Raw genomic sequence first — 20,029 nt, forward strand, 5'->3', positions numbered from 1 at the left:
CGCACCACCGGGGCCGGGGAGCCATGCCGTGGACCCGGTGATCGTCGTCGGGGCGGGTCCGGTCGGCCTCTCCCTCGCGCTGTCCCTGGCCCGGATGGGCGTCCCCTCCCTCGTGCTCGACGACACCACGGGCGAGGAGGCCACCCGCCCCGCCCGCACGGCCGTGCTGCGCGAGGACACCGCGCACTTCGTCGGCCGGCTGGGCTGCGCGGACGCGGTGGATTCCGCGGGTGCCCGCTGGTCGGGCTGGCGCACGGTACGCCGCAGGCGGCTGATGGAACACGTCGCCTTCGGCCCCGGGCAGGCCGGCCCGGAGAACGGCGGGTACCCCGGCGGCGGGACTCCCGAGGCCGGGTCTCCGGTCCACCTCCCCCAGCACGCGCTGACCCGGGCCCTGCGCGCCGCGCTCGCGCGCGAGAAGCTGGCCCGGATCATCACCGGCGACCGGCTGGCCGACCTGGAGCAGGACGCCGACGGCGTCAGCGCGCACACCCGAGGCCCCAACGGCACCTGGTGGCGCGGGAGTTACCTCGTCGGCTGCGACGGCCCGCGCTCGACGGTCCGCAAGCTCCTGGAGATCCGCTTCCCCGGCCGCACGTCCGTCGAGCGCCATGCGGTGGCCGCGGTCCGCACCGAACTGCCCTGGCCCGACGAGGCCCTGTTGCACCGTTCACCAGGACGGCAGGGCGGCGGGCCGGGCGCCGAGGTCTGCGCGCGGCCGCTGCCGGACGGCATCTGGCGGCTGGACTGGCTGCTGCCTCCGGGACGCGAGCTGGTCACCCCGGACGCCCTGGTGGCGCGGATCCGTGACTCGCTGGCGGGCTGGGCCGCCGAGGCGGCCACGCCGGACGGTTCCGGCGGGCGCACCCGGGGCCGCGGAAACGTCCGCCCGGTGCCGCCGTACGAACTGCTCGACACCGGAGTGCACACCGTCCACCACCGGCTGGCCAGGCGCTGGCGGCAGAGCCGCGCCTTCCTGGCGGGGGACGCCGCGCATCTGCTGGGCGCGCTCGGCACCCAGGGCCTGGACGAGGGGCTGCGGGACGCCGAGAACCTCGCCTGGAAGCTGGCCCTCGCCTGGCACCACGGTGCGTCGGAGACGCTGCTCGACAGCTATCAGGCCGAGCGCAGGGGCGCCGTCGCCGCGCGGCTGCGCGCCGCCGACCAGGCGCTGCCGCTGCTGCGGGAGGGCGGCACGGCCGGCCTGCGGCGGGCGCTGCCGGGCGCCGCCCGCGGCCACTGTGCCCTCCTGACCGACGGCTACCTGGGGCGCGGCCCGCTGGGCGCGCCGCCGGCCTACGCCCGCTCCCCGCTCGCCCCGCCCGCCGCGCACACCACGGGGACACCGGTCGGCACCCTGCCGGGGGCGCCGGTCGCCGACGTCCCGGTGACCGCGGCCGACGGCTCGGTGGTGCCGCTGCGCGACCGGCTGGGGCAGGGGCTGCTGGTGATACTGATCGCGCCCGGCACCGGGGTCTGGGACCGCAGGCACTGGCAGTCCGCGGGGCTGATGCCGCGGCTGACCGGCGCGGCCGCCGAACTGCCGATGCAGACCGAGGTGCTGGTCGCCGAGGAGTACCCGGGAGCCGCCGCGCACACCGTCCTGCTGGTGCGGCCCGACGGTCATCTCGTCACCGCCATGTCCGGTGTCCGCCCCACCGAGCTGCGCGCCTGCGCGGTGGCGGTGCGCGGCGGCCCGTCCGGGCGGGCGGCGCGGCACCCGGCGGGCGGGACCGGTAACGGCGGTGCACCGTCCGGGAGTTCGGGGGACAGCGGGGGTGCCGGGGTGCCCGGTCCCGCGGGGTCCGGGGAAGGCGCGGGGGAGGCGGCCGCGGCAGGTCCTGGGACCGGTTCACCGGTTGACCCTGTGGGAACCTCCGTGTGTCACTCCGAAGGTGACTGATCATGGCTCGCGACTGTGGCGGAGGGTCCATCTGGACCTGGTCCGCTACGCGGGCTGCACGTGTCGTCCGTTCTGCTGATCCGCTGCTCCTTCCCGCGCGGCCCCGGCTTCCCGCCGTGGTGGCCGCGCCTCTTCGCGATCATTCAGGACGGTTCCCGTGCCCGACGTACATGCCCCTGCGCGCCCGCAGACCGCCGGAAGTCCCGGCGGCCCCGGCGCGGCCGAACTCCTCGACTTCGTCCGCCGCACCGCCGCGGACCACGCGCTCGTCGACTCCCTCCCGCTCGACCCCGAAGGCCGCACCTGGCTCCGGCTGGACGGGCCGGGCGGCAGTGAGGTGTGGCTGATCGGCTGGCCGCCCGGTACGGGCACCGGCTGGCACGACCACGGCGGCTCGCTCGGCGCCTTCGCCACCGCGCGCGGCGAGCTGACCGAGCAGGCGCTGGCGGTCCGCCTCCCCACCGAGGGCTGGAAGACCCTGGAACTCGCCGACGGCGTCGACCGCGAGCACACCCTGAGTGACGGCCGCGGCCGCGCCTTCGGCCCGCACCACGTGCACGACGTGCTCAACGCCTCGCAGGACAACCACGCGGTGTCCGTGCACGCCTACTACCCGCCGCTGCCGCTGATCCGGCGCTACAGCCGGACCGGCCCGGTGCTCCGTCTCGAAGAGGTCGAGCAGCCGGAGGAGTGGGCGTGAGCGCCGTCGATGACCTGCTGGAGCGGGCCCGCGGAACACTGCACCGCCTGGAGCCCGGACAGGCCGCCGCAGCCCGGGAGGCCGGCGGGCTTCTCGTGGACATCCGTTATGCCGCCCTGCGGGAGCGCGACGGCACCATTCCCGGGGCGCTCATCGTGGAGCGCAACGAGCTGGAGTGGCGGCTCGACCCGACGGGCGACCACCGCCTGCCGGAGGCGGCTCACCACGATCTCCACGTCGTGGTCCTGTGCAACGAGGGGTACGCGTCGAGCCTCGCGGCGGTCTCACTGCACCAGCTGGGGCTGCACCGGGCCACCGATCTGATCGGCGGATTCCAGGCATGGCGGGCCGCTGGCCTGCCGGTCACCAGCGGCTGACCGGGGCGACTGCCCAGGACCAGGGCCGGCCGGCTCGGGCCGGGGCCAGGGCGTGTCCGATGGGGCGCCACGACGCCACAGCGGCCTGTCGGGCACGCCCTAGTCCTGGGCCCACTGCTCCAGGAGTTCCGGGTCCTCGCCCTCCTCTTCCAGGGCCTGCCGGACGACGCGCAGGGCCAGGCCCTGTGGGTACCCCTTGCGGGCCAGCATTCCCGCGAGCCGGCGCAGGCGCTTGTCGCGGTCGAGCCCTCTGGTCGCGCGCAGTTTGCGGTCGACCAGTTCGCGGGCGGTGGACTCCTCCTGCTCGGAGTCGAGGCGCCCGACGGCCTCGTCGATCACCTCGGATTCCACGCCCTTGGTCCGCAGCTCGCGGGCGAGCGCGCGCCGGGCCAGGCCCCGGCCGTGGTGGCGGGACTCCACCCAGGCGTCGGCGAAGGCCGCGTCATCGATGAGGCCGACCTCCACGTAGCGGGACAGCACGGTGTCCGCCACGTCATCGGGGATGTCCCGCTTGCGCAGGGCGTCCGCGAGCTGGCTGCGGGTGCGCGCGGCTCCGGTGAGCAGGCGCAGGCATATCGCCCGTGCCTGCTCCTCGGGTGTCCGCGGTGGTCCCGTCTCGGCCCTCGACGAGGAGGGACCACCACTGTCCTCACGGCCTCTACGGTTCTCGGCGTCGCCCGCAGCACGGCCGGTGCCGTCCTCGCTGCCGGGCCAGTCCGTTCGCCGCGTCATGACGGGCTAGCTCTTGGCCGCGACGGCCTTGGAAGCCTTGGCACCCTTGGCAGCCGGTGCCGGAACCGTCTTGGCCGGCTCGCCCGCGGCCGCCACGTCCGCGCCGGTCTCCGCCGCCGGTTCCTGCGGCTTGACGCCGATGCCCAGCTTCTCCTTGATCTTCCTCTCCACCTCGTTGGCGAGGTCCGGGTTGTCCTTGAGGAAGTTGCGGGCGTTCTCCTTGCCCTGGCCGAGCTGGTCGCCCTCGTACGTGTACCAGGCGCCGGACTTGCGGATGAAGCCGTGCTCCACACCCATGTCGATCAGGCCGCCCTCGCGGCTGATGCCCTGGCCGTAGAGGATGTCGAACTCGGCCTGCTTGAAGGGCGGGGCCACCTTGTTCTTGACGACCTTGCAGCGGGTGCGGTTGCCGACCGCGTCCGTGCCGTCCTTGAGGGTCTCGATACGGCGGATGTCGATACGCACCGAGGCGTAGAACTTCAGCGCGCGGCCACCGGTCGTGGTTTCCGGCGAGCCGAACATCACGCCGATCTTCTCGCGGAGCTGGTTGATGAAGATCGCGGTGGTCTTGGACTGGTTGAGCGCGCTGGTGATCTTGCGCAGGGCCTGGCTCATGAGCCGGGCCTGGAGGCCGACATGGGAGTCGCCCATCTCGCCCTCGATCTCGGCCCGCGGCACCAGGGCGGCGACGGAGTCGATCACGATGAGGTCGAGCGCACCGGAACGGATCAGCATGTCCGTGATCTCCAGCGCCTGCTCGCCGTTGTCCGGCTGGGACAGGATCAGGGCGTCCGTGTCCACGCCGAGCTTCTTGGCGTACTCGGGGTCGAGCGCGTGCTCGGCGTCGATGAACGCCACCGAGCCGCCGGCCTTCTGGGCGTTGGCCACCGCGTGCAGGGTCAGGGTCGTCTTGCCGGAGGACTCCGGGCCGTAGACCTCGACGACGCGGCCGCGGGGGATGCCGCCGACGCCCAGCGCCACGTCGAGCGCGGTCGATCCGGTGGGGATGACCTCGATGGGTTCGTTGGGCCGCTCCCCCATGCGCATCACTGCGCCCTTGCCGAATTGCCGTTCAATCTGTGCGAGCGCGGCGTCGAGCGCCTTCTCGCGGTCAGTGCCTGCCATGGGTTCCACCCGATTTGCTTGAGTCGATCGCTTCACGTCCATGACGCTAACGCCTGCCACTGACAACGCGCCCGGACCCGGCTCCGACCTGTGGATAATTCCGCGGCAATGCTCCAGAACACGGGTCGGATCTCTATGAGAATGGATGTTCGATTTCGGTGTCAAGCACACCGCGGCGGGCGGTGCACCCGCCGTGCCGCGCGCCCGCTCAGCGGTCGTGCAAGGTGCGCCGCACCCGCGCCAGGGCCGCCGCGCCGCGCCCGCGCCGGCCCCTTCCGTGCACCCGGGGATCGTCGGTGACCTCGTAGCGCTTGACGTAGGCGCTCAGGAACGCCTGCAACGTCGCGGTCGCCGGGATCGCGATCAGCGCGCCGACCGCGCCCAGCAGGGCGGTTCCCGCGATGACCGAGCCGAAGGCGACGGCGGGGTGGATGTCCACGGTCCGTGCGGTGATCCGGGGCTGCAGGAGGTAGTTCTCGAACTGCTGGTAGATCACGACGAAGCCGAACACCCACAGCGCGTACCAGGGATCGACGGTGAAGGCGATCAGGATGGGCAGGGCGCCCGCCAGATACGTGCCGATGGTCGGGATGAACTGGGAGACCAGGCCGACCCACATGCCCAGCGCCGGCGCGTAGGGCACCCCCAGGAACTCCAGCAGGACGTAGTGCGCGACGCCGGAGATCAGCGCCATCAGGCCGCGGGAGTAGAGGTAGCCGCCGGTCTTGGCGACGGCTATCTCCCAGGCGCGCAGCACCTCCGCCTGGCGGCTCGGCGGGAGCACCGAGCACAGGGCGCGGCGCAGCCTCGGGCCGTCGGCCGCGAAGTAGAACGAGAACAGCGCCACCGTCAGGAGGTTGAACAGGCTGCCGAGCACCGTGGCCGACACCGCGAGGACGTTGTTGGCGCTGTCCTGGACGTACTTCTGGAGCCAGTCGGAGTTGAGGAGGTTGTTCTGCACCTCAAGGCGCGAGAGGTGGGTGTGGAAGGTGCTGTTCATCCAGCTGATGACGTCGTCCAGGTACTGCGGGAACTCCTCGACCATCTTGGCGATCTGGCCGGCCAGCATCGACCCGAGGAGCGCGAAGAAGCCCGCGGCGGCGATCAGGATGCCGAAGAAGACCAGGCCGGTGGCCAGCCCGCGCCGCACCCCGCGGGCCGCCATCCAGTCCACCGCGGGCTCGACGGCCAGCGCCAGGAAGAACGCGATCAGGATGTTCAGGAGCAGGTTGATCAGTTGGTGGAACCCCCAGCTGGCGAGCTGGAAGCAGGCCACCAGGGCGAGCGCGAGCACCATGGCGCGCGGCAGCCAGCGCGGCATCCGCGCACCGGTCGCCTCCTGGGGCTGTCGGTCGTCATTGCTGGTCGTGTCTTCAATCGCGGGCACGGAGCCAGTCTCGCGCACGGGTGGGACAGTCCCTGCCGTACCCCGGAGTTCCGCCGGGCACAGGCGCCGCGGGGCGCTCACCGCTTGCTCTCCGGCACGTCCATCGTGGCGCAGACCACTCGCCACACGTCCTTGGCGTTCCACCCCGCGGCCAGCGCCTCCTGGACGGTCCGGCCGCCGAGTCCGGACATCACATGATCGCGGGCGAACGAGTCGGCGTACGCCGCTCCGAAGTGATCCGCCATCCGCTGCCAGAAGACCGTCAACCGCATGAATCCCGCTCCGTACCCGCTCTGTACTGCACGTTTTCCGTGTTCCCGCCCCTGCTCGACCGCCGGGGGAATCCGGGGAGTTCCCTCCCCGCCGCACCAAGCATCCACGGCGGCGCGACCTCGTGCGCCCCGTTGGGCATGCGGTGCGGATACGTACGCAGAGTAGAGCGTTCGCCGGTCCCGGGCGCCCGGAGGCGACGGCCCGCTTCCGGGCGCCCGTCAGCGCCGCAGGACGTTGACCCGCTCCGCGCCCAGCAGCGGCGCCCCCAACGGGCCCCTGACGTGCTGCGACACCCACACCGGGCGGTGCGCCTCGCGCGCGGGCAGCCACTGCTTGCGCCAGTGTCCGCGGACCAGCCACTGGTGGTGGTACTCCCGCCGTCCCCGCGCACCGGAGGGCTGCCCGTCGGCCGCGGCACGGCGCAGCTGGACGTAGCTGATCCGGGTCGGCACGCCGGGGTCCAGCCGTCTGATGCGGCGGACGGCGGAGCGCGGTGCCTGCTCCTCCGAGGCGTGGACGAGGGGCTGCCCCATCAGCAGCCAGGTGGCCAGCACGGTCCGCTCGGCGCGGGCGTGCCAGTCGTAGTCCTGCTCCGACTCCCATCCGGCCGGCCCGAGCCAACGGGGCAGCTGCCCGTACGGCAGGACGCTGGAGGCTATCCGGTCCAGCGCCGGGAGCTGGGCGCGCAGCCGGGTCCCCGAGACCCGCGAGAGGCGTTCCTGCTCGGCGATCCGGTCGTCGGTCAGGCCCCACAGGATGACTTCGACGCCGTCTCCGTGCGGCCACCACGACGCCGCGCGTACCGGAACCCGCAGCGCCCCCATCCGGTAGACGGTGCAGGGGACTTCCCAGATCAGCAGCCCGCGCTCGGCGGGCAGCTCCTCGTGGTGCAGCCGGTAGGCGGGCAGCCGCTCGCCGGCCGCCGCGGCCAGCTGCGCCATCTCGCCCGCCACGTAGTACATCTCGGCGGCGCGCAGTCCCGCGGCGGCCCGCCGGGCGAGGGCGGCGGCGGCACCGTACGGGGCGGACCGGTACTCCTGCGGCAGTTCCGCGGCGCTTCGCAGGGCGAACTCGCGTCCCCAGTGGGCGCCGCCGGCCTCCGCGAGCCAGGAGGTCAGTTCGGCCCGGATCTCGGGCACGTCGGCCGCGCGCAGCCGCCCGGTCATGTCGCGCCCCGCTCTGCGCGCGCGGAGCCTGCGCCGGTGGCCGTGGCGGCGGTGCGGCGGGCGAAGAGCAGGCGCGTCCGCATCCGGTAGACCTGCGCGCCGTCCTGGTTCGCGGCGGTGACCAGGAAGCTCACCACACCGGTGCCGGGCCGCTTGTGGTGTGGTTCGGCCGCCTCGACCTCCGCGTGCGCCGCCAACTCGTCGCCGGGCCGCACCGGTTGCAGGAACCTGACCTCGTCCATGCCGTACGACCCCTGGCACGCGGAGTCGGCCAGCAGGGTGCGGACGAACCGGCCCATCACCACGGCCCCCGTGTGCCATCCGCTGGCCACCAGCCCGCCGAAGGGGGAGCTGCGCGCCGTCTCCTCGCTGAGGTGGAAGGGCATCGGGTCGAAGCGGCGCGCGTAGTCGGTGATGTCGGCCGCGGTCAGGCGCTCCCGGCCGAGGTCGTGGGTGCGGCCGGCGGGGAAGTCCTCGTAGTGGTACTGCATGTGTCCTCCTGTGGGTGCCGCGGCCGGGACCGGGCCTGCTCGCGGTACAACTGGGCGGCGTGGAAGGCGAGATCCGTCGACCGGCGGCGGTTGAGCCGGGGGCCGCAGGAGGTCTCGCAGCGCAGATGCAGGTCTTCGGGCGCCACGTCGTCACCACCACCCGGGCATCCGGTGACGGCGCCGCCGGTGAGTTCGGCACGGATGCCGCCTGGATGCGTGCCGAGTCCCCGGTGGACCTCGAAGAAGCCGGTCACCTTCTGGACGGTGCCGTCGAAGTGGCGGGGCTTGTGCCCGGTGGGGGCCTCGATGGTGTTGCCGTGCATCGGGGCGCAGACCCGGGCGACGAGGGACGGCGCGTCCTCGGGGCGGCCGGTCGGCGAGGTCCTGGCCAAGCGGCGGCGAACGGCGGCGGCTTCCGGCGCGAGCGCCGGGGCGGCGGGTGCCGACGGTGCGCCGGAGGAATCCAGGAGGCTGCGCAGCGCGAACCCGGCGCACGCCCCTTCGGGGTCCGGACCGGGAAAACTCCGTGCTTCCGTAGCGATCACGAGCTCAAGAGTGGGCTGCCGGGGCGGGCCGCGACAGTCGCCTCCTCGTTGTAGATCGCGAGTACTAGGGCGTATCCGGTGGGGCGCCGTGGCGTCGCGGTGGCCCATCGGACATGCCCCAGGGGACTGTGTGCCCGGCTGCCCCTACCTGTGAGCAGCCGGGAAATCCGCCGCCACCGGGCGGGCGGACGTGCGCTTCAAGAGCCGCCCGTCGGCTGGTTGACGGGCGGTCCGGCGCATGACGCAGCGTCAACGCGCGGTGGGGTGCCGCCGCTTGAAGCTCGACTTCTTCTCCTTGTTGCCGCACAGGTCCATCGAGCACCACCGCCGGCTGTTCGTACGCGACTGGTCGAGGAAGACGACCATGCAGGTCTCCCCCGCGCACTCCCGCAGCCGGCCGGCGTCGACGTCCGTGAGCAGCTCCACCGCGTCCCGGGCCAGCGAGGCGAGCATGCCGGTCACCGTCTCCGTGTCCGCCCATGCCCGGCTCCGCCCGTCGGCGCTCAGGGCCAGCGGCAGCGGCGCGCACCGCGCCCAGCGGTTGACCTCCGCGATGTCCGCGCGGCGCGGAATACCGCCGTCCATCTTGGCCCGTACGGCGCGGTAGAGGGACTCGCGCAGACCGCACGCCTCCCGCACGGTGCGCTCCGTGGCCTCCCCCGCTCCGCCGTCGTCCGGGAGCAGCCCCGCCTCGATTCCCCACTGCGTCAGATGGTCCGGGGCGCCGATGCGTTCGGTGCCACGGTGTCCGCATCCGCCCCTGGTGGCCGCGAAGTCCAGGCACGGCCGTCCGGAGAAGAAGAGGAAGGGTAACCGGTGTTCGTGGCGGCCGGGTTCGTGCGATGCGTTTCCGCACGGAGTCGACATATTCGACATGTGAACCATCATAGCCGGTTCCAATGTTGTATGGTTTCGATAGCCATTGATCCACTCGTTGACCTGACAGCAGAAGGTCGCAGGGAATATGCCAGCCAATGGAATCCCCCATGCCTTAGTCCGGCCCTCGTCGGTGCGCGGAACATGACACTCAACCAACAGCGCACCCCCCACACGAAATTGACGGATCGCGAAGTCCAAGTTCTGGCAGCGATTGTAAAGGGCATGTCAAATCGTGGAATAGGCCGCGAGTTGCGGATTTCCGAACACACCGTCAAAGCCCACATTCGGTCCATCTTCACCAAGCTTCGCGTGGCCTCACGCACCCAGGCCGCCGTCACCGCGTTACAGGCGGGTGTCATCCCGCCCGTCTGAGCCGTCCGAGCCCTCCACCGTCCACGCCGCCCGCACAGCCAGGGGCCGGCTCCCGCATCCGGGGAGCCGGCCCCCTTTCCTGTACCGGGAACGGCGACGCCCGGCGCACTGCCCGGCGCGCGGGTGGCACCGTTGAGGCCGGGGGCCCGGACGGAGACGGGCGGAGCGGAAGCCATGACCCCATGCTCGGCGGTCCGCAAGGATGAGTCCAGCGACGAAACCGCCCCAGGGCATTAAGCACGCCTTAACGCTGGGCAGCAGAACCGTGCCGCAGGTCAGCACCCCGGGACACCGGGCCGGCAGTCCGCTTCCGGTACGCATCGAGCGCACCCGCCCGGGGCGGCCACCGGCACTACGCGTCGCCCGGCGGACCCTGCATCGCGATGTGCCCGTCGCGCAGCGCGAGCACCGCCGCTTCGGTACGTGTGGACACATCCAGCTTGATGAAAATCGACCGAATGTGGACTTTCACGGTGCATTCGGAAATTCCGAGCCGTCGCCCTATCCTGCGATTCGAAAGCCCGGCCGCGACCGCCTGAGTAACCTCGATCTCGCGTCGGGTCAATTGGGGCCCCGTCGACCTTTGGCCGATATCGCCACCGCCCCCGGACAACCGGAGCGAGCCTGACATACGAGAATCCATTGAATGATCCGTCCGTGCGTCGTATTCGCCGACCGCACAGGGCATGCCGCGCATGCATGGTGATACGCCCCCGTACAAGGGAAAATCGTACGAAGCCAGAGTTCGGGTGTCAACGTTTTTGTCTTGTTTTTGGCACAGGCAAAGCACGATTAAAAAAACCGGCGGGACTTTTTGATATGCGTTCCGTGCGGGAGAACTCGCCATCACCGCCGCACCGAAAGGCCGAAAACACACGAGCCGGTAAGGACCCCACCCCGCGTAGGCATACTACGGGGCCACTCACCGGGCCACCGCCGATTCCCGCGCATTCGCTTCGCATTCACGGAACAACGAGGCATCGCCGTCCGGCAGCCCCCGGGCCGAACACCCCTTCGCGCGGGAGTCCGCCGCCCCGGGAACGTCAACCACGAGCCTCCCGCTTCCCGCCCTGGGAGGGCACAGGCACCGGAGCCGGTGTGCCCGCCGTGATCCGGCTTTACCGTCAGGCCATGGCCGAAAATGTAAGCCCATCGCCGACCCCTCTGGCCCGAGCGGAGCGCTTCGTCTGGCTCACCGCCCGGGTGCTCGAACAGCGGCTCTTCGCCTACCACTTCCTCGACGGCGGCGCCGGACCGGTGGAGACCGCGCTCGTCGCGTACCGCAACGACGACGGCGGTTACGGCCATGCGCTGGAGCCCGATCTGCGCGGCCCGGTCAGCCAGCCGCTGCACACCGCGCACGCGCTGGACGTCCTGGACCGCATCGAACGCTGCGACAGCCGGCACATCGAGCACATCTGCCGCTCTCTGACGCACATTTCGACACCGGAGGGCGCCCTGCCCGCGCTGCACCCCTCACTGCGCGGCTATCCGGCCGCCCCCTGGATCCCGGTGGTCGACGATCCGCCGAGCTCCCTGCTGGCCACCGGCCCGGTGGTGGGCGCGCTGCACCGCAACGATGCCTGGCACGCCTGGCTGTTCCGGGCCACCGACTACTGCTGGGCCACGGTGGAGTCGCTGGAGCAGACCCACCCGTACGAGGTCCGGGCGGCGGTGGCCTTCCTGGACGGCGCCCCGGACCGCCCGCGGGCCGCCGCGGCAGCCCGCCGGCTGGGCACGCTGGTGCGGGACCGTGGCCTGGTCGTACTGGATCCCGCACGGGCGGCGGAAGCCACGGTGCCGGAGGGGTACGCCCCCGGGGAGCACCACTTCGTGTACGACTACGCGGCCACGCCCGGTTCGTGGGCCCGTAGTTGGTTCACGGACGCGGAGCTCGACCGGGCGCTCGGCCATCTCGCCTCGCTCCAGCAGGAGGACGGTGGCTGGCCGGTCAACTGGCGCCTCTGGGCGCCCGGAACGGCCCTGGAGTGCCGCCCGGTGGTCACTCTCCAGGCGCTGCTGACCCTGCGCGCCTATGGGTGGGACATCGGCTGACAGGGGGCGTTGCCCGGAAGGCGGCACCCCGGTGGGCCACGCCCCGGCTCCCCCAGCGTCAGCCGCCCAGGGCCCGTACCCCGGCCGTGACGGCCACCGCGACCGCGATGACCAGGAGGAACGGTGCCCGCAGTACGAGCGCCACGGCGGCCGCCGCCACCCCCGCCGCCTTGGCGTCGAGCAGCAGGTGCGAGCCGTCGCCGAACGTCTGCTGCGCGGTGAGGGCGGCCAGCAGCGCCACCGGGAGGAGCGTCGCCAACCGCTTGACCAGGGGGAGCTCCAGCAGCCCTGAAGGCGCCAGCAGGCCGAGGTACTTGGCCAGGTAGCAGCCGACGGCAGTGGCGCCGATCGCGATCCAGGTGTTCATGTCCGGTTCTCCTCCGGGTCCTTCGGTCCGGCGCCGTTGTCGTGGGCCCGTCCCCGGGTGCGGTCCCGCCGGCCCCTGGCCACCAGGACCGCCGGGGCGGCGAGCGCCGACAGGAGCACCGGCACGCCCGTGGGCAGCAACGGCAGGGTCACCATGGCGAGCAGCACGGCGAGGCCCGCCGTGGCCCGCTCGGCGCTGCTCTTGAGCATCGGGGCGAGCAGCGCCAGGAAGACGGCGGGTCCGGCCGCGTCCAGGCCCCAGGCTCCGGTGTCGCCGAGCGCCCCGGCGCCCAGGGCACCGGCGAGCGTGGTGAGGTTCCACAGCAGGTAGAGCGTGAGGCCGGTGACCGTGAAGCCGAGCCGGGCGCTGCGCCGGTCGGGCTGGGCGAGGGTGACGGCCGCGGTCTCGTCGATGATCCAGTGCGCGGCGAGCGGCCGCACCGCGGGCCGGTGGCCGAGGAGGGCCGAGAGGCGCAGCCCGTAGAAGGCGTTGCGGGTGCCGAGGAAGAACGCGCCGGCCGCGGCGGTGAGCGGGCTGCCGCCCGCGGCGAGCGCGCCGACCAGGGCGAACTGCGAGGCCCCGGTGAAGACCAGCAGGCTCAGCGCGCAGGTCTGCAGCAGGCCGATTCCCGCGCCCACCGAGGTGACGCCGAAGGCGAAGCCGGAGAGCCCGACGGCGACGCCGACACCGAGGGCGTCCCTGATGACGGCGGAGTCCGGCCTGGCCGGATCGCCGGTACCTGCGGGTCCGGGAACGGGCCGCCCCGGTGGAGCGGCCGGCTCCGCTCTGGATATCTCTGTCTGTTCAGCCACACCCGGGACGCTAGGCGGCGCTCGCCTCCCCGGTCTTGTACGTTCTTGCGCGGCCGCGACGCCGCCTCGCTCAGCGGGGGCGGGCGGCCCGCTCCCTCCGGTAGGCGCCGGGCGGCACCCCGACGATCCGGGTGAAGTGCCGGTTGAGGTGCGGCTGGTCGGTGAAGCCGACGGCCACGGCGGCCGCGGCCGGTGCCGCGCCCCGCTCCAGGAGGGCGCGGGCGCGCCGGACCCGGGCGTCGGTGAGCCAGGTGTGCGGCGGCATCCCGTAGGCGGCCTTGAAGGCGCGCAGCAGCGCGAACGGGCTGCCGCCGACCTCATGGGCCAGCTGCTCCAGGGAGGGCGGGCCGGTCATCCGCTGCTCCAGGAGGTCCTTGGCGCGGGCCGCGGCGCCGGCGCCCGCCGTACGGGGCGTGCGGGCCGCCGACGGGCCTCCGTAGCGGCCCAGCAGCCGGGCGAGCACCAACCGCAGCAGGCTGTCGGCGGCGAGCGCGTCGCCCGCCTCGGCCGCCCGGTGCACCTCGGTGATCAGCCGGCCGATCTGCGGGGCATCGGCGACGGTCTCGGTCAACCCAGGGGCGCCGCGCAGTCCGGTCGTCTCCCGGGCGACGTCGGCGACGAGCCGCGCGGAGGGGTAGAGCGTGTCGTACGACCAGCCCTCGCGCTCCCCTGCCCGTGCGCTGTGCGGCACCTCCGGGTTGAGCATGACGACGCCGCCGTGCCCGGCCCGGACGGCGCCGCCGGACAGTCCGACCTCTTCGATCCCTCCGGTGACGACGGCGATGACGAAGCCGTCGTGGGAGTGCCGGGGGAAGGCGTGCCGTACGTAGCGGGCGCGCAGCAGGTCGAGGCCGGGGAGCCCGGCGTACTGCCAGTGGCGTGCCCATTCGCCGTCCGCCCGCGGCGCGACGGCCGCCGGGGGCCCGCCGTCCGCGGCCGTGCCGTGTGCGCCGCAGGTGGTCATGGCGCCATTCTGCGTCCACGCATCCGGCCGGTGGCCTGCGTGTCCGTACCGCGGACGCGGCGCGGGCGGGGCGGCGGCGCGGGCGCTGCGGGCGGCGTTGTCAGTGGTGCGGTGCACGATGGGGAACATGGCGAAGGCAGCGCTCGACTCGTTCTCCCCCGCGACCCGCGGCTGGTTCACGGGGGCCTTCAGCGCGCCCACCGCGGCGCAGGAGGGCGCCTGGAGGGCGATCGGCGAGGGTTCGGACGTCCTGGTGGTGGCGCCGACGGGCTCGGGCAAGACGCTCGCCGCGTTCCTCGCCTCGCTGGACGCGCTGGCGAGCGAGCCGCCGCCGGCCGAGCCGAAGAAGCGCTGCCGGGTGCTGTACGTCTCGCCGATGAAGGCGCTGGCCGTCGACGTCGAACGCAATCTGCGCAGCCCGCTGACCGGTATCCGCCAGGAGTCGGTCCGGCTCGGGCTGCCCGAGCCGGACCGTCGGCATCCGCTCCGGCGACACCCCGCCCGCCGAGCGCCGTTCGCTCGCCAACCGCCCGCCGGACATCCTGATCACGACGCCCGAGTCGCTGTTCCTGATGCTGACGTCGTCCGCGCGGGAGGCGCTGGCCGGTGTCGAGACGGTGATCCTGGACGAGGTGCACGCCGTGGCGGGCACGAAACGCGGCGCGCACCTGGCGCTGTCCCTGGAGCGGCTGGACGAGCTGCTGCCGCGTCCGGCCCGCCGGATCGGTCTGTCGGCGACGGTCCGGCCGGTGGAGGAGGTGGCCCGCTATCTGTCGCCGCGGCGCCGGGTGGAGATCGTGCAGCCGCCGTCCGGGAAGCGGTTCGACCTGTCGGTGGTCGTCCCGGTGGAGGACATGGGCGAGCTGGGCGGCTCGCCGGTCCAGGAGGGGGAGAGCGGGCAGAAGCCGTCCATCTGGCCGCAGGTCGAGGAGAAGATCGCCGATCTGGTCCAGGCGCACCGATCCACGATCGTCTTCGCCAACTCCCGCCGCCTGGCCGAGCGCCTGTGCAACAGGCTCAACGAAATCGCCTACGAACGCGCGACGGGCGAGCCACTGCCCGAACACCACTCCCCCGCCGAGCTGATGGCCGAGTCCGGCGTCGCCAAGGGCGCCCCCGCGGTGCTGGCCCGCGCCCACCACGGTTCGGTCTCCAAGGAGCAGCGCGCCCAGGTGGAGGAGGACCTGAAGGCGGGCCGGCTGCCGGCCGTCGTCGCCACCTCCAGCCTGGAGCTGGGCATCGACATGGGTGCCGTCGATCTGGTCGTCCAGGTGGAATCGCCGCCGTCGGTGGCGTCCGGCCTGCAACGGGTGGGCCGGGCGGGCCACCAGGTGGGCGCGGTGTCGACAGGCATCGTCTTCCCGAAGTACCGCGGCGATCTGGTGCAGGCCGCCGTGGTCACCGAGCGGATGCGGGCCGGCGCGATCGAGGCACTGCGGGTACCGGCCAATCCGCTGGACGTCCTCGCCCAGCAGATCGTGGCGATGACCGCGATGGACACCTGGGACGTCGAGGAACTGCTGGCCGTGGCGCGCCGGGCCGCCCCGTTCGCCGCGCTCCCGGAGTCCGCGTTCACCTCCGTGCTCGACATGCTGGCCGGGCGCTACCCGTCGGACGCCTTCGCCGAGCTGCGGCCGCGCCTGGTGTGGGACCGCATCGCGCAGACCGTGACCGGCCGCCCCGGGGCCCAGCGGCTCGCCGTCACCTCCGGTGGCACGATCCCCGACCGCGGCCTGTTCGGCGTCTTCCTGGCGGGCGGCGACTCCGGCAAAGGGAGTGGCGGCCGCCGGGTCGGAGAGCTGGACGAGGAGATGGTCTACGAGTCCCGCGTCGGCGACGTCTTCACGCTCGGCACGACCTCCTGGCGGATCGAGGACATCACCCGCGACCGGGTGCTGGTCACCCCCGCCCCCGGGGTGCCGGGCCGCCTGCCGTTCTGGAAGGGCGACCAGCTGGGCCGCCCGCTCGAACTGGGCCGCGCGCTCGGCGCGTTCCTCCGCGAGATCGGCTCGCTGACACCGGACGACGCGCGCGCCCGGCTGCAGGCCGCCGGCCTGGACGACTGGGCGGCGGGCAATGTCCTGAGCTACCTCGCCGAGCAGAAGCAAGCCTGCGGCCACGTCCCCGACGACCGCACGATCGTCGTGGAGCGGTTCCGCGACGAGCTGGGCGACTGGCGGATCGTGGTGCATTCCCCCTTCGGCGCCCAGGTGCACGCCCCCTGGGCGCTCGCGCTCGGCGCCCGGCTGGCCGAGCGCTACGGCATGGACGCCCAGGTGATGCACGCCGACGACGGCATCGTGCTGCGGCTGCCGGACGCGGACCTGATGGGCCTCGACCTCCTCGAAGGGCCCGGTACGGACGGCGTCCAACCGGCAGCGTCCGGCGCGGAGTTCGACCCCGAACAGTCCCCGGTGGGCGCCGCCGACACCGTCTTCGACCACGGCGAGATCGACCAGCTGGTCACCGACCAGGTGGGCGGCTCGGCGCTGTTCGCCTCCCGGTTCCGGGAGTGCGCGGCGCGCGCCCTGCTGCTGCCGCGGCGCAGCCCCGGCAAGCGCACCCCGCTGTGGCAGCAGCGCCAGCGCGCCGCCCAACTCCTCCAGGTGGCAAGCGAGTTCGGGTCGTTCCCGATCGTCCTGGAGGCGGTCCGCGAATGCCTCCAGGACGTCTTCGACGTACCGGGCCTGACGGAGCTGATGAGCGACATCGAGGCCCGCCGGGTCCGCCTCGTGGAGGTCACCACCCCCGAACCGTCGCCATTCGCCCGCTCGCTGCTGTTCGGCTACGTCGCCCAGTTCCTCTACGAAGGCGACTCCCCCCTGGCCGAACGCCGCGCGGCCGCGCTCTCCCTGGACTCCCGGCTGCTCGCCGAACTGCTGGGCCAGGCCGAACTGCGGGAGCTGCTGGACCCCGAGGTGCTGGCCGGGCTCGAACGGGAGCTGCAGTGGCTCACGGACGACCGGCGCGCCAAGGACACCGAGTCGGTCGCCGATCTGCTGCGTCTGCTCGGCCCGCTGACCGACGCCGAACTCGCCGAGCGGGGCGCCGATCCCGCCTGGCCCCGGGAGCTGGCCGCGGCCCGCCGCGCGATCCCGGTGCGCATCGCGGGCGCCGACCACTGGGCGGCCGTCGAGGACGCCGGACGCCTGCGGGACGCCCTGGGCACCGCCCTCCCGGTGGGCATCCCGGAGTCGTTCACCGAACCGGTCAAGGACCCGCTCGGCGACCTCCTCTCCCGGTACGCCCGCACCCACGGCCCGTTCACCTCCGAACAGGCCGCCGCCCGCTTCGGCCTGGGCACCGCCGTCACCGACGGCGCCCTGCACCGCCTGGCCGCCGCCGGCCGCCTCGTCCAGGGCGAGTTCCGCCCGCCCGTTGCCCATCCGTCGTCACCACAAGCGCAGGGCGCCGCGCCCGTGTACGGCATCGGCCAGGAGTGGTGCGACGCCCAGGTACTGCGCCGGCTGCGCCGCCGCTCGCTCGCCGCCCTGCGCGAGGAACTGGAGCCGGTGCCACCCGCCGCGCTGGCCGCCTTCCGGCCCCAGTGGCAGCAGGTCGGCGCCCCGCGCCCCGCCCCGTCGCCCGGCACCCGGCCACCGCTGGGCGCCCCGCCCGGCCTGCGCGGGATCGACGGCCTGGTGCGTGCCGTCGAGCAGCTCCAGGGTGCCCCGGTGCCCGCTTCGGCCCTGGAAAAGCTCGTGCTGCCGTCCCGCGTCGCCGACTACACCCCCGCGATGCTGGACGAACTCACCTCCACCGGCGAGGTGTTGTGGGCCGGAGCGGGCGCGCTGCCCGGCAAGGACGGCTGGCTCTCGCTCCATCTCGCCGACACCGCGCCCCTGTTGCTCCCGCCGCCGCTCCCCCTCGAACTCTCCGCGCTGCACACGTCCGTGCTGACCGCACTCGCGCCCGGTTACGGCCTGTTCTTCCGCCAGCTCGCCGACCAGGTGCGCGCCACCACTCACCCCGACGCCACCGACCCGCAGCTCGCCGACGCCCTGTGGGAGCTGGCCTGGTCGGGCCGGCTCACCAACGACACGCTCGCCCCGCTGCGGTCACTCCTGGGTTCGGGCCGCACGGCCGGGTCCACCGCCCACCGCGCCCGCCGCGCCGTCCCGCGCGGCCGCTACGGCTCGCTGACCGCGGCCACCGGCCGCACCGGCCGCACCGGCCGCACCGGCCGCCCCACCGCCTCGCGCTCCGGACCGCCGACGGTCGGCGGCCGCTGGTCCCTGCTGCCCGCGCCCGAGACGGATCCCACCCACCGCGCCCACGCCCTGGCCCGCGCGCTCCTGGACCGGCACGGCATCGTCACCCGGGGCGCGGTCGCCGCCGAGGGCGTCGCGGGCGGATTCTCGGCCGCCTACCGCGTGCTGGCGGTGTTCGAGGAGACCGGCCAGGCCCGCCGCGGGTACGTCGTCGAGGGCCTGGGAGCCGCCCAGTTCGCGATGGACGGCGCGGTCGACCGGCTGCGCGCGGTGAGCGCCCGGCGCGACCGTACGGCAGGCGAAACGGCCCCGGCGCCCCACGACGGCCGCGGCACCCGCCCCGAAGACCCGCAGCGGGCCGTCGTGCTGGCCGCCGCCGACCCGGCCAACGCCTATGGCGCCGCGCTCCCCTGGCCCGACCCACCCGAGGGGTCGACCCACAAACCGGGCCGCAAGGCGGGCTCCCTCGTCGTCCTGGTCGACGGCGAACTGGCCCTCTACATGGAGCGCGGCGGCAAAACCCTGCTGCTGTGGCCACTGACCCGGGACGCGTCCGCCGCCCCCGCCGATGCACGGCTGCGGCAGGCGGTGGAGGCGCTGACGGCCACCGCCCGCGCGGGCGCCGTCGGCACGATCACCACCGAGCGGATCAACGGCACCTCCGCCCTGTCCTCCCCCTTCGCCCCCCTGCTGGAGCACGCCGGCTTCCACCCGACCCCCCGCGGCCTGCGCCTACGCGGCTGACCGAGCCGCAAACACCCCGCCCGCCGAGACCGCCACCGCACCCCACGACCGACCGAGCCCCCACCCGGCATCATGGATGTCATGCCCGAAGGTGACACGGTCTGGCGCACCGCCCGGCGGCTGCACGACGCCCTGGCCGGCCGGGTGCTGACCCGGTGCGACCTACGGGTACCCCGCCTGGCGACGGCCGACCTCTCCGGCCGCACGGTCCAGGAGGTACTACCGCGCGGCAAACACCTGCTGACCCGCATCGAGGGCGGCCTCACCCTGCACTCGCACCTCCGGATGGACGGCGCCTGGCAGGTCTACGCCGCCGGCGAGCGCTGGCGCGGTGGCCCCGCCCACCAGATCAGGGCGGTACTGGGCACCGCCGAGCGCACCGCGGTCGGCTACCGCCTGCCCGTCCTCGACCTGCTGCGCACCGTGGACGAGCCCCGGGTCGTCGGCCACCTGGGCCCCGACCTCCTCGGCCCCGACTGGGACGCCGCCGAAGCGCTGCGCAGGCTGCTCGGCACCCCGCGACGCCCGCTCGGCGAGGCGCTGCGCGACCAGCGCACCCTCGCCGGCCTCGGCAATGTCTACGTCTGCGAACTGTGCTTCCTGCTGCGCGCCTCGCCCTGGCTGCCCGTCGGCCGCCTCCCCGACCCGTGGCGCGCTCCCGAGCTGGCCAAGAAACTCCTGGAGGCCAACAAGAACCGCGCGGCACGCATCACCACCGGCAGCGCCCGCCCCGACCGGCGCCTGTGGGTCTACGGCCGGGCCGGCCGCCCGTGCGCCCGCTGCGGGGCGACCGTGCGCAGCGCGGGGCAGGGCCCGGCAACCGCAGCGCGCCCCACCTACTGGTGCCCGTCCTGCCAGCCGCCCCCCGGCCCCGCCGACCCCACCCGCGATCCGCCCCCACCCCCCAATTGACGCTCCGTCAGCTA

General features: G+C 73.6%; 17 protein-coding genes and 2 pseudogenes. 7 read left to right on the forward strand and 12 right to left on the reverse strand.

Going from position 1 to position 20,029, the window contains the following annotated elements:
- The first annotated feature begins 28 nt into the window (after nt 1-28).
- The 3 genes from LIU39_RS24750 (at nt 29) to LIU39_RS24760 (ending at nt 2,980) form a co-directional block, all read left to right on the forward strand.
- Complete coding sequence (locus LIU39_RS24750; RefSeq protein WP_227049082.1) at nt 29-1,903, forward strand: FAD-dependent monooxygenase; 1,875 nt, start codon at nt 29-31, stop codon at nt 1,901-1,903.
- A gap of 157 nt (nt 1,904-2,060) precedes the next feature.
- Nucleotides 2,061-2,603, forward strand: a complete 543-nt coding sequence (locus tag LIU39_RS24755; protein WP_227049083.1) for a cupin domain-containing protein — start codon at nt 2,061-2,063, stop codon at nt 2,601-2,603.
- Nucleotides 2,600-2,980, forward strand: coding sequence for a rhodanese-like domain-containing protein (locus tag LIU39_RS24760; RefSeq protein WP_227049084.1), 381 nt, complete (start codon nt 2,600-2,602; stop codon nt 2,978-2,980). Before LIU39_RS24755 ends, LIU39_RS24760 begins: the two co-directional genes overlap by 4 nt.
- A gap of 99 nt (nt 2,981-3,079) precedes the next feature.
- Here the strand turns inward: LIU39_RS24760 and recX are convergent, their stop codons facing one another.
- The 8 genes and pseudogenes from recX to LIU39_RS24800 all read right to left on the reverse strand — a co-directional run bounded on the left by recX (nt 3,080) and on the right by LIU39_RS24800 (nt 9,575).
- Nucleotides 3,080-3,712, reverse strand: a complete 633-nt coding sequence (recX, locus tag LIU39_RS24765; RefSeq protein ID WP_227049085.1) for a recombination regulator RecX — start codon at nt 3,710-3,712, stop codon at nt 3,080-3,082.
- 6 nt (nt 3,713-3,718) lie between these two features.
- Nucleotides 3,719-4,837 carry a recombinase RecA gene (recA, locus tag LIU39_RS24770; protein ID WP_227049086.1) on the reverse strand — a complete coding sequence of 373 codons (1,119 nt, stop codon included), beginning with the start codon at nt 4,835-4,837 and terminating at the stop codon, nt 3,719-3,721.
- 208 nt (nt 4,838-5,045) lie between these two features.
- Nucleotides 5,046-6,224, reverse strand: a complete 1,179-nt coding sequence (locus LIU39_RS24775) for an AI-2E family transporter (RefSeq protein ID WP_372464032.1) — start codon at nt 6,222-6,224, stop codon at nt 5,046-5,048.
- A 77-nt stretch (nt 6,225-6,301) separates the two neighbouring features.
- Nucleotides 6,302-6,496 carry a DUF3046 domain-containing protein gene (locus LIU39_RS24780; protein WP_227049087.1) on the reverse strand — a complete coding sequence of 65 codons (195 nt, stop codon included), beginning with the start codon at nt 6,494-6,496 and terminating at the stop codon, nt 6,302-6,304.
- A gap of 219 nt (nt 6,497-6,715) precedes the next feature.
- Nucleotides 6,716-7,663 carry a hypothetical protein gene (locus LIU39_RS24785; RefSeq protein WP_227049088.1) on the reverse strand — a complete coding sequence of 316 codons (948 nt, stop codon included), beginning with the start codon at nt 7,661-7,663 and terminating at the stop codon, nt 6,716-6,718.
- Nucleotides 7,660-8,154: a MaoC/PaaZ C-terminal domain-containing protein gene (locus tag LIU39_RS24790; RefSeq protein ID WP_227049089.1), complete on the reverse strand. Its 495-nt coding sequence runs from the start codon at nt 8,152-8,154 to the stop codon at nt 7,660-7,662. Before LIU39_RS24790 ends, LIU39_RS24785 begins: the two co-directional genes overlap by 4 nt.
- Nucleotides 8,155-8,189: 35 nt before the next feature.
- Nucleotides 8,190-8,498: pseudogene (locus LIU39_RS24795) on the reverse strand (3-deoxy-7-phosphoheptulonate synthase); the annotation flags it as partial.
- A gap of 450 nt (nt 8,499-8,948) precedes the next feature.
- On the reverse strand, nt 8,949-9,575 hold the full coding sequence (locus LIU39_RS24800; protein WP_227049090.1) for a CGNR zinc finger domain-containing protein: 627 nt from the start codon (nt 9,573-9,575) through the stop codon (nt 8,949-8,951).
- Between the two features lie 144 nt (nt 9,576-9,719).
- Between LIU39_RS24800 and LIU39_RS24805 the strand changes: the two genes are divergently transcribed.
- Nucleotides 9,720-9,950, forward strand: coding sequence for a response regulator transcription factor (locus tag LIU39_RS24805; protein WP_227049091.1), 231 nt, complete (start codon nt 9,720-9,722; stop codon nt 9,948-9,950).
- A gap of 352 nt (nt 9,951-10,302) precedes the next feature.
- Here LIU39_RS24805 and LIU39_RS24810 read toward each other — a convergent pair whose 3' ends face one another.
- The gene (locus tag LIU39_RS24810) at nt 10,303-10,515 is read right to left on the reverse strand and encodes a response regulator transcription factor (protein ID WP_264483207.1); all 213 of its coding nucleotides are present in this window, start codon (nt 10,513-10,515) and stop codon (nt 10,303-10,305) included.
- 566 nt (nt 10,516-11,081) lie between these two features.
- On the opposite strand from LIU39_RS24810, the gene LIU39_RS24815 reads away from it, so the two are divergent.
- The gene (locus tag LIU39_RS24815; protein WP_227049093.1) at nt 11,082-12,005 is read left to right on the forward strand and encodes a hypothetical protein; all 924 of its coding nucleotides are present in this window, start codon (nt 11,082-11,084) and stop codon (nt 12,003-12,005) included.
- A gap of 58 nt (nt 12,006-12,063) precedes the next feature.
- On the opposite strand, the gene LIU39_RS24820 is transcribed toward LIU39_RS24815, so the two are convergent.
- From LIU39_RS24820 to LIU39_RS24830, 3 genes are all read right to left on the reverse strand, one after another.
- A complete protein-coding gene (locus LIU39_RS24820; RefSeq protein ID WP_227049094.1) occupies nt 12,064-12,372 on the reverse strand; it encodes an AzlD domain-containing protein in 309 nt (102 codons plus the stop codon).
- Nucleotides 12,369-13,184, reverse strand: coding sequence for an AzlC family ABC transporter permease (locus LIU39_RS24825; RefSeq protein WP_372464033.1), 816 nt, complete (start codon nt 13,182-13,184; stop codon nt 12,369-12,371). Before LIU39_RS24825 ends, LIU39_RS24820 begins: the two co-directional genes overlap by 4 nt.
- A 70-nt stretch (nt 13,185-13,254) precedes the next feature.
- The gene (locus LIU39_RS24830; protein WP_227049113.1) at nt 13,255-14,148 is read right to left on the reverse strand and encodes an AraC family transcriptional regulator; all 894 of its coding nucleotides are present in this window, start codon (nt 14,146-14,148) and stop codon (nt 13,255-13,257) included.
- A 127-nt stretch (nt 14,149-14,275) separates the two neighbouring features.
- On the opposite strand from LIU39_RS24830, the pseudogene LIU39_RS24835 reads away from it, so the two are divergent.
- Both LIU39_RS24835 and LIU39_RS24840 read left to right on the forward strand, forming a co-directional pair.
- Nucleotides 14,276-19,103, forward strand: a pseudogene (locus LIU39_RS24835) (ATP-dependent helicase).
- Nucleotides 19,104-19,184: 81 nt separating this feature from the next.
- A complete protein-coding gene (locus tag LIU39_RS24840) occupies nt 19,185-20,015 on the forward strand; it encodes an Fpg/Nei family DNA glycosylase (protein WP_227049095.1) in 831 nt (276 codons plus the stop codon).
- The last annotated feature ends 14 nt before the right edge of the window (nt 20,016-20,029 follow it).

The organism is Streptomyces pinistramenti (assembly GCF_020564935.1).
GTDB lineage: Bacteria > Actinomycetota > Actinomycetes > Streptomycetales > Streptomycetaceae > Streptomyces > Streptomyces pinistramenti.

Bases quoted from the DNA above. Each gene is read 5' to 3' on its own strand.
- recX (WP_227049085.1), bottom strand. From the start codon at position 3,712: ATGACGCGGCGAACGGACTGGCCCGGCAGCGAGGACGGCACCGGCCGT.
- recA (WP_227049086.1), bottom strand. From the start codon at position 4,837: ATGGCAGGCACTGACCGCGAGAAGGCGCTCGACGCCGCGCTCGCACAG.
- LIU39_RS24780 (WP_227049087.1), bottom strand. From the start codon at position 6,496: ATGCGGTTGACGGTCTTCTGGCAGCGGATGGCGGATCACTTCGGAGCG.
- LIU39_RS24785 (WP_227049088.1), bottom strand. From the start codon at position 7,663: ATGACCGGGCGGCTGCGCGCGGCCGACGTGCCCGAGATCCGGGCCGAA.
- LIU39_RS24790 (WP_227049089.1), bottom strand. From the start codon at position 8,154: ATGCAGTACCACTACGAGGACTTCCCCGCCGGCCGCACCCACGACCTC.
- LIU39_RS24800 (WP_227049090.1), bottom strand. From the start codon at position 9,575: ATGTCGAATATGTCGACTCCGTGCGGAAACGCATCGCACGAACCCGGC.
- LIU39_RS24805 (WP_227049091.1), top strand. From the start codon at position 9,720: ATGACACTCAACCAACAGCGCACCCCCCACACGAAATTGACGGATCGC.
- LIU39_RS24815 (WP_227049093.1), top strand. From the start codon at position 11,082: ATGGCCGAAAATGTAAGCCCATCGCCGACCCCTCTGGCCCGAGCGGAG.
- LIU39_RS24820 (WP_227049094.1), bottom strand. From the start codon at position 12,372: ATGAACACCTGGATCGCGATCGGCGCCACTGCCGTCGGCTGCTACCTG.
- LIU39_RS24830 (WP_227049113.1), bottom strand. From the start codon at position 14,148: ATGACCACCTGCGGCGCACACGGCACGGCCGCGGACGGCGGGCCCCCG.
- LIU39_RS24840 (WP_227049095.1), top strand. From the start codon at position 19,185: ATGCCCGAAGGTGACACGGTCTGGCGCACCGCCCGGCGGCTGCACGAC.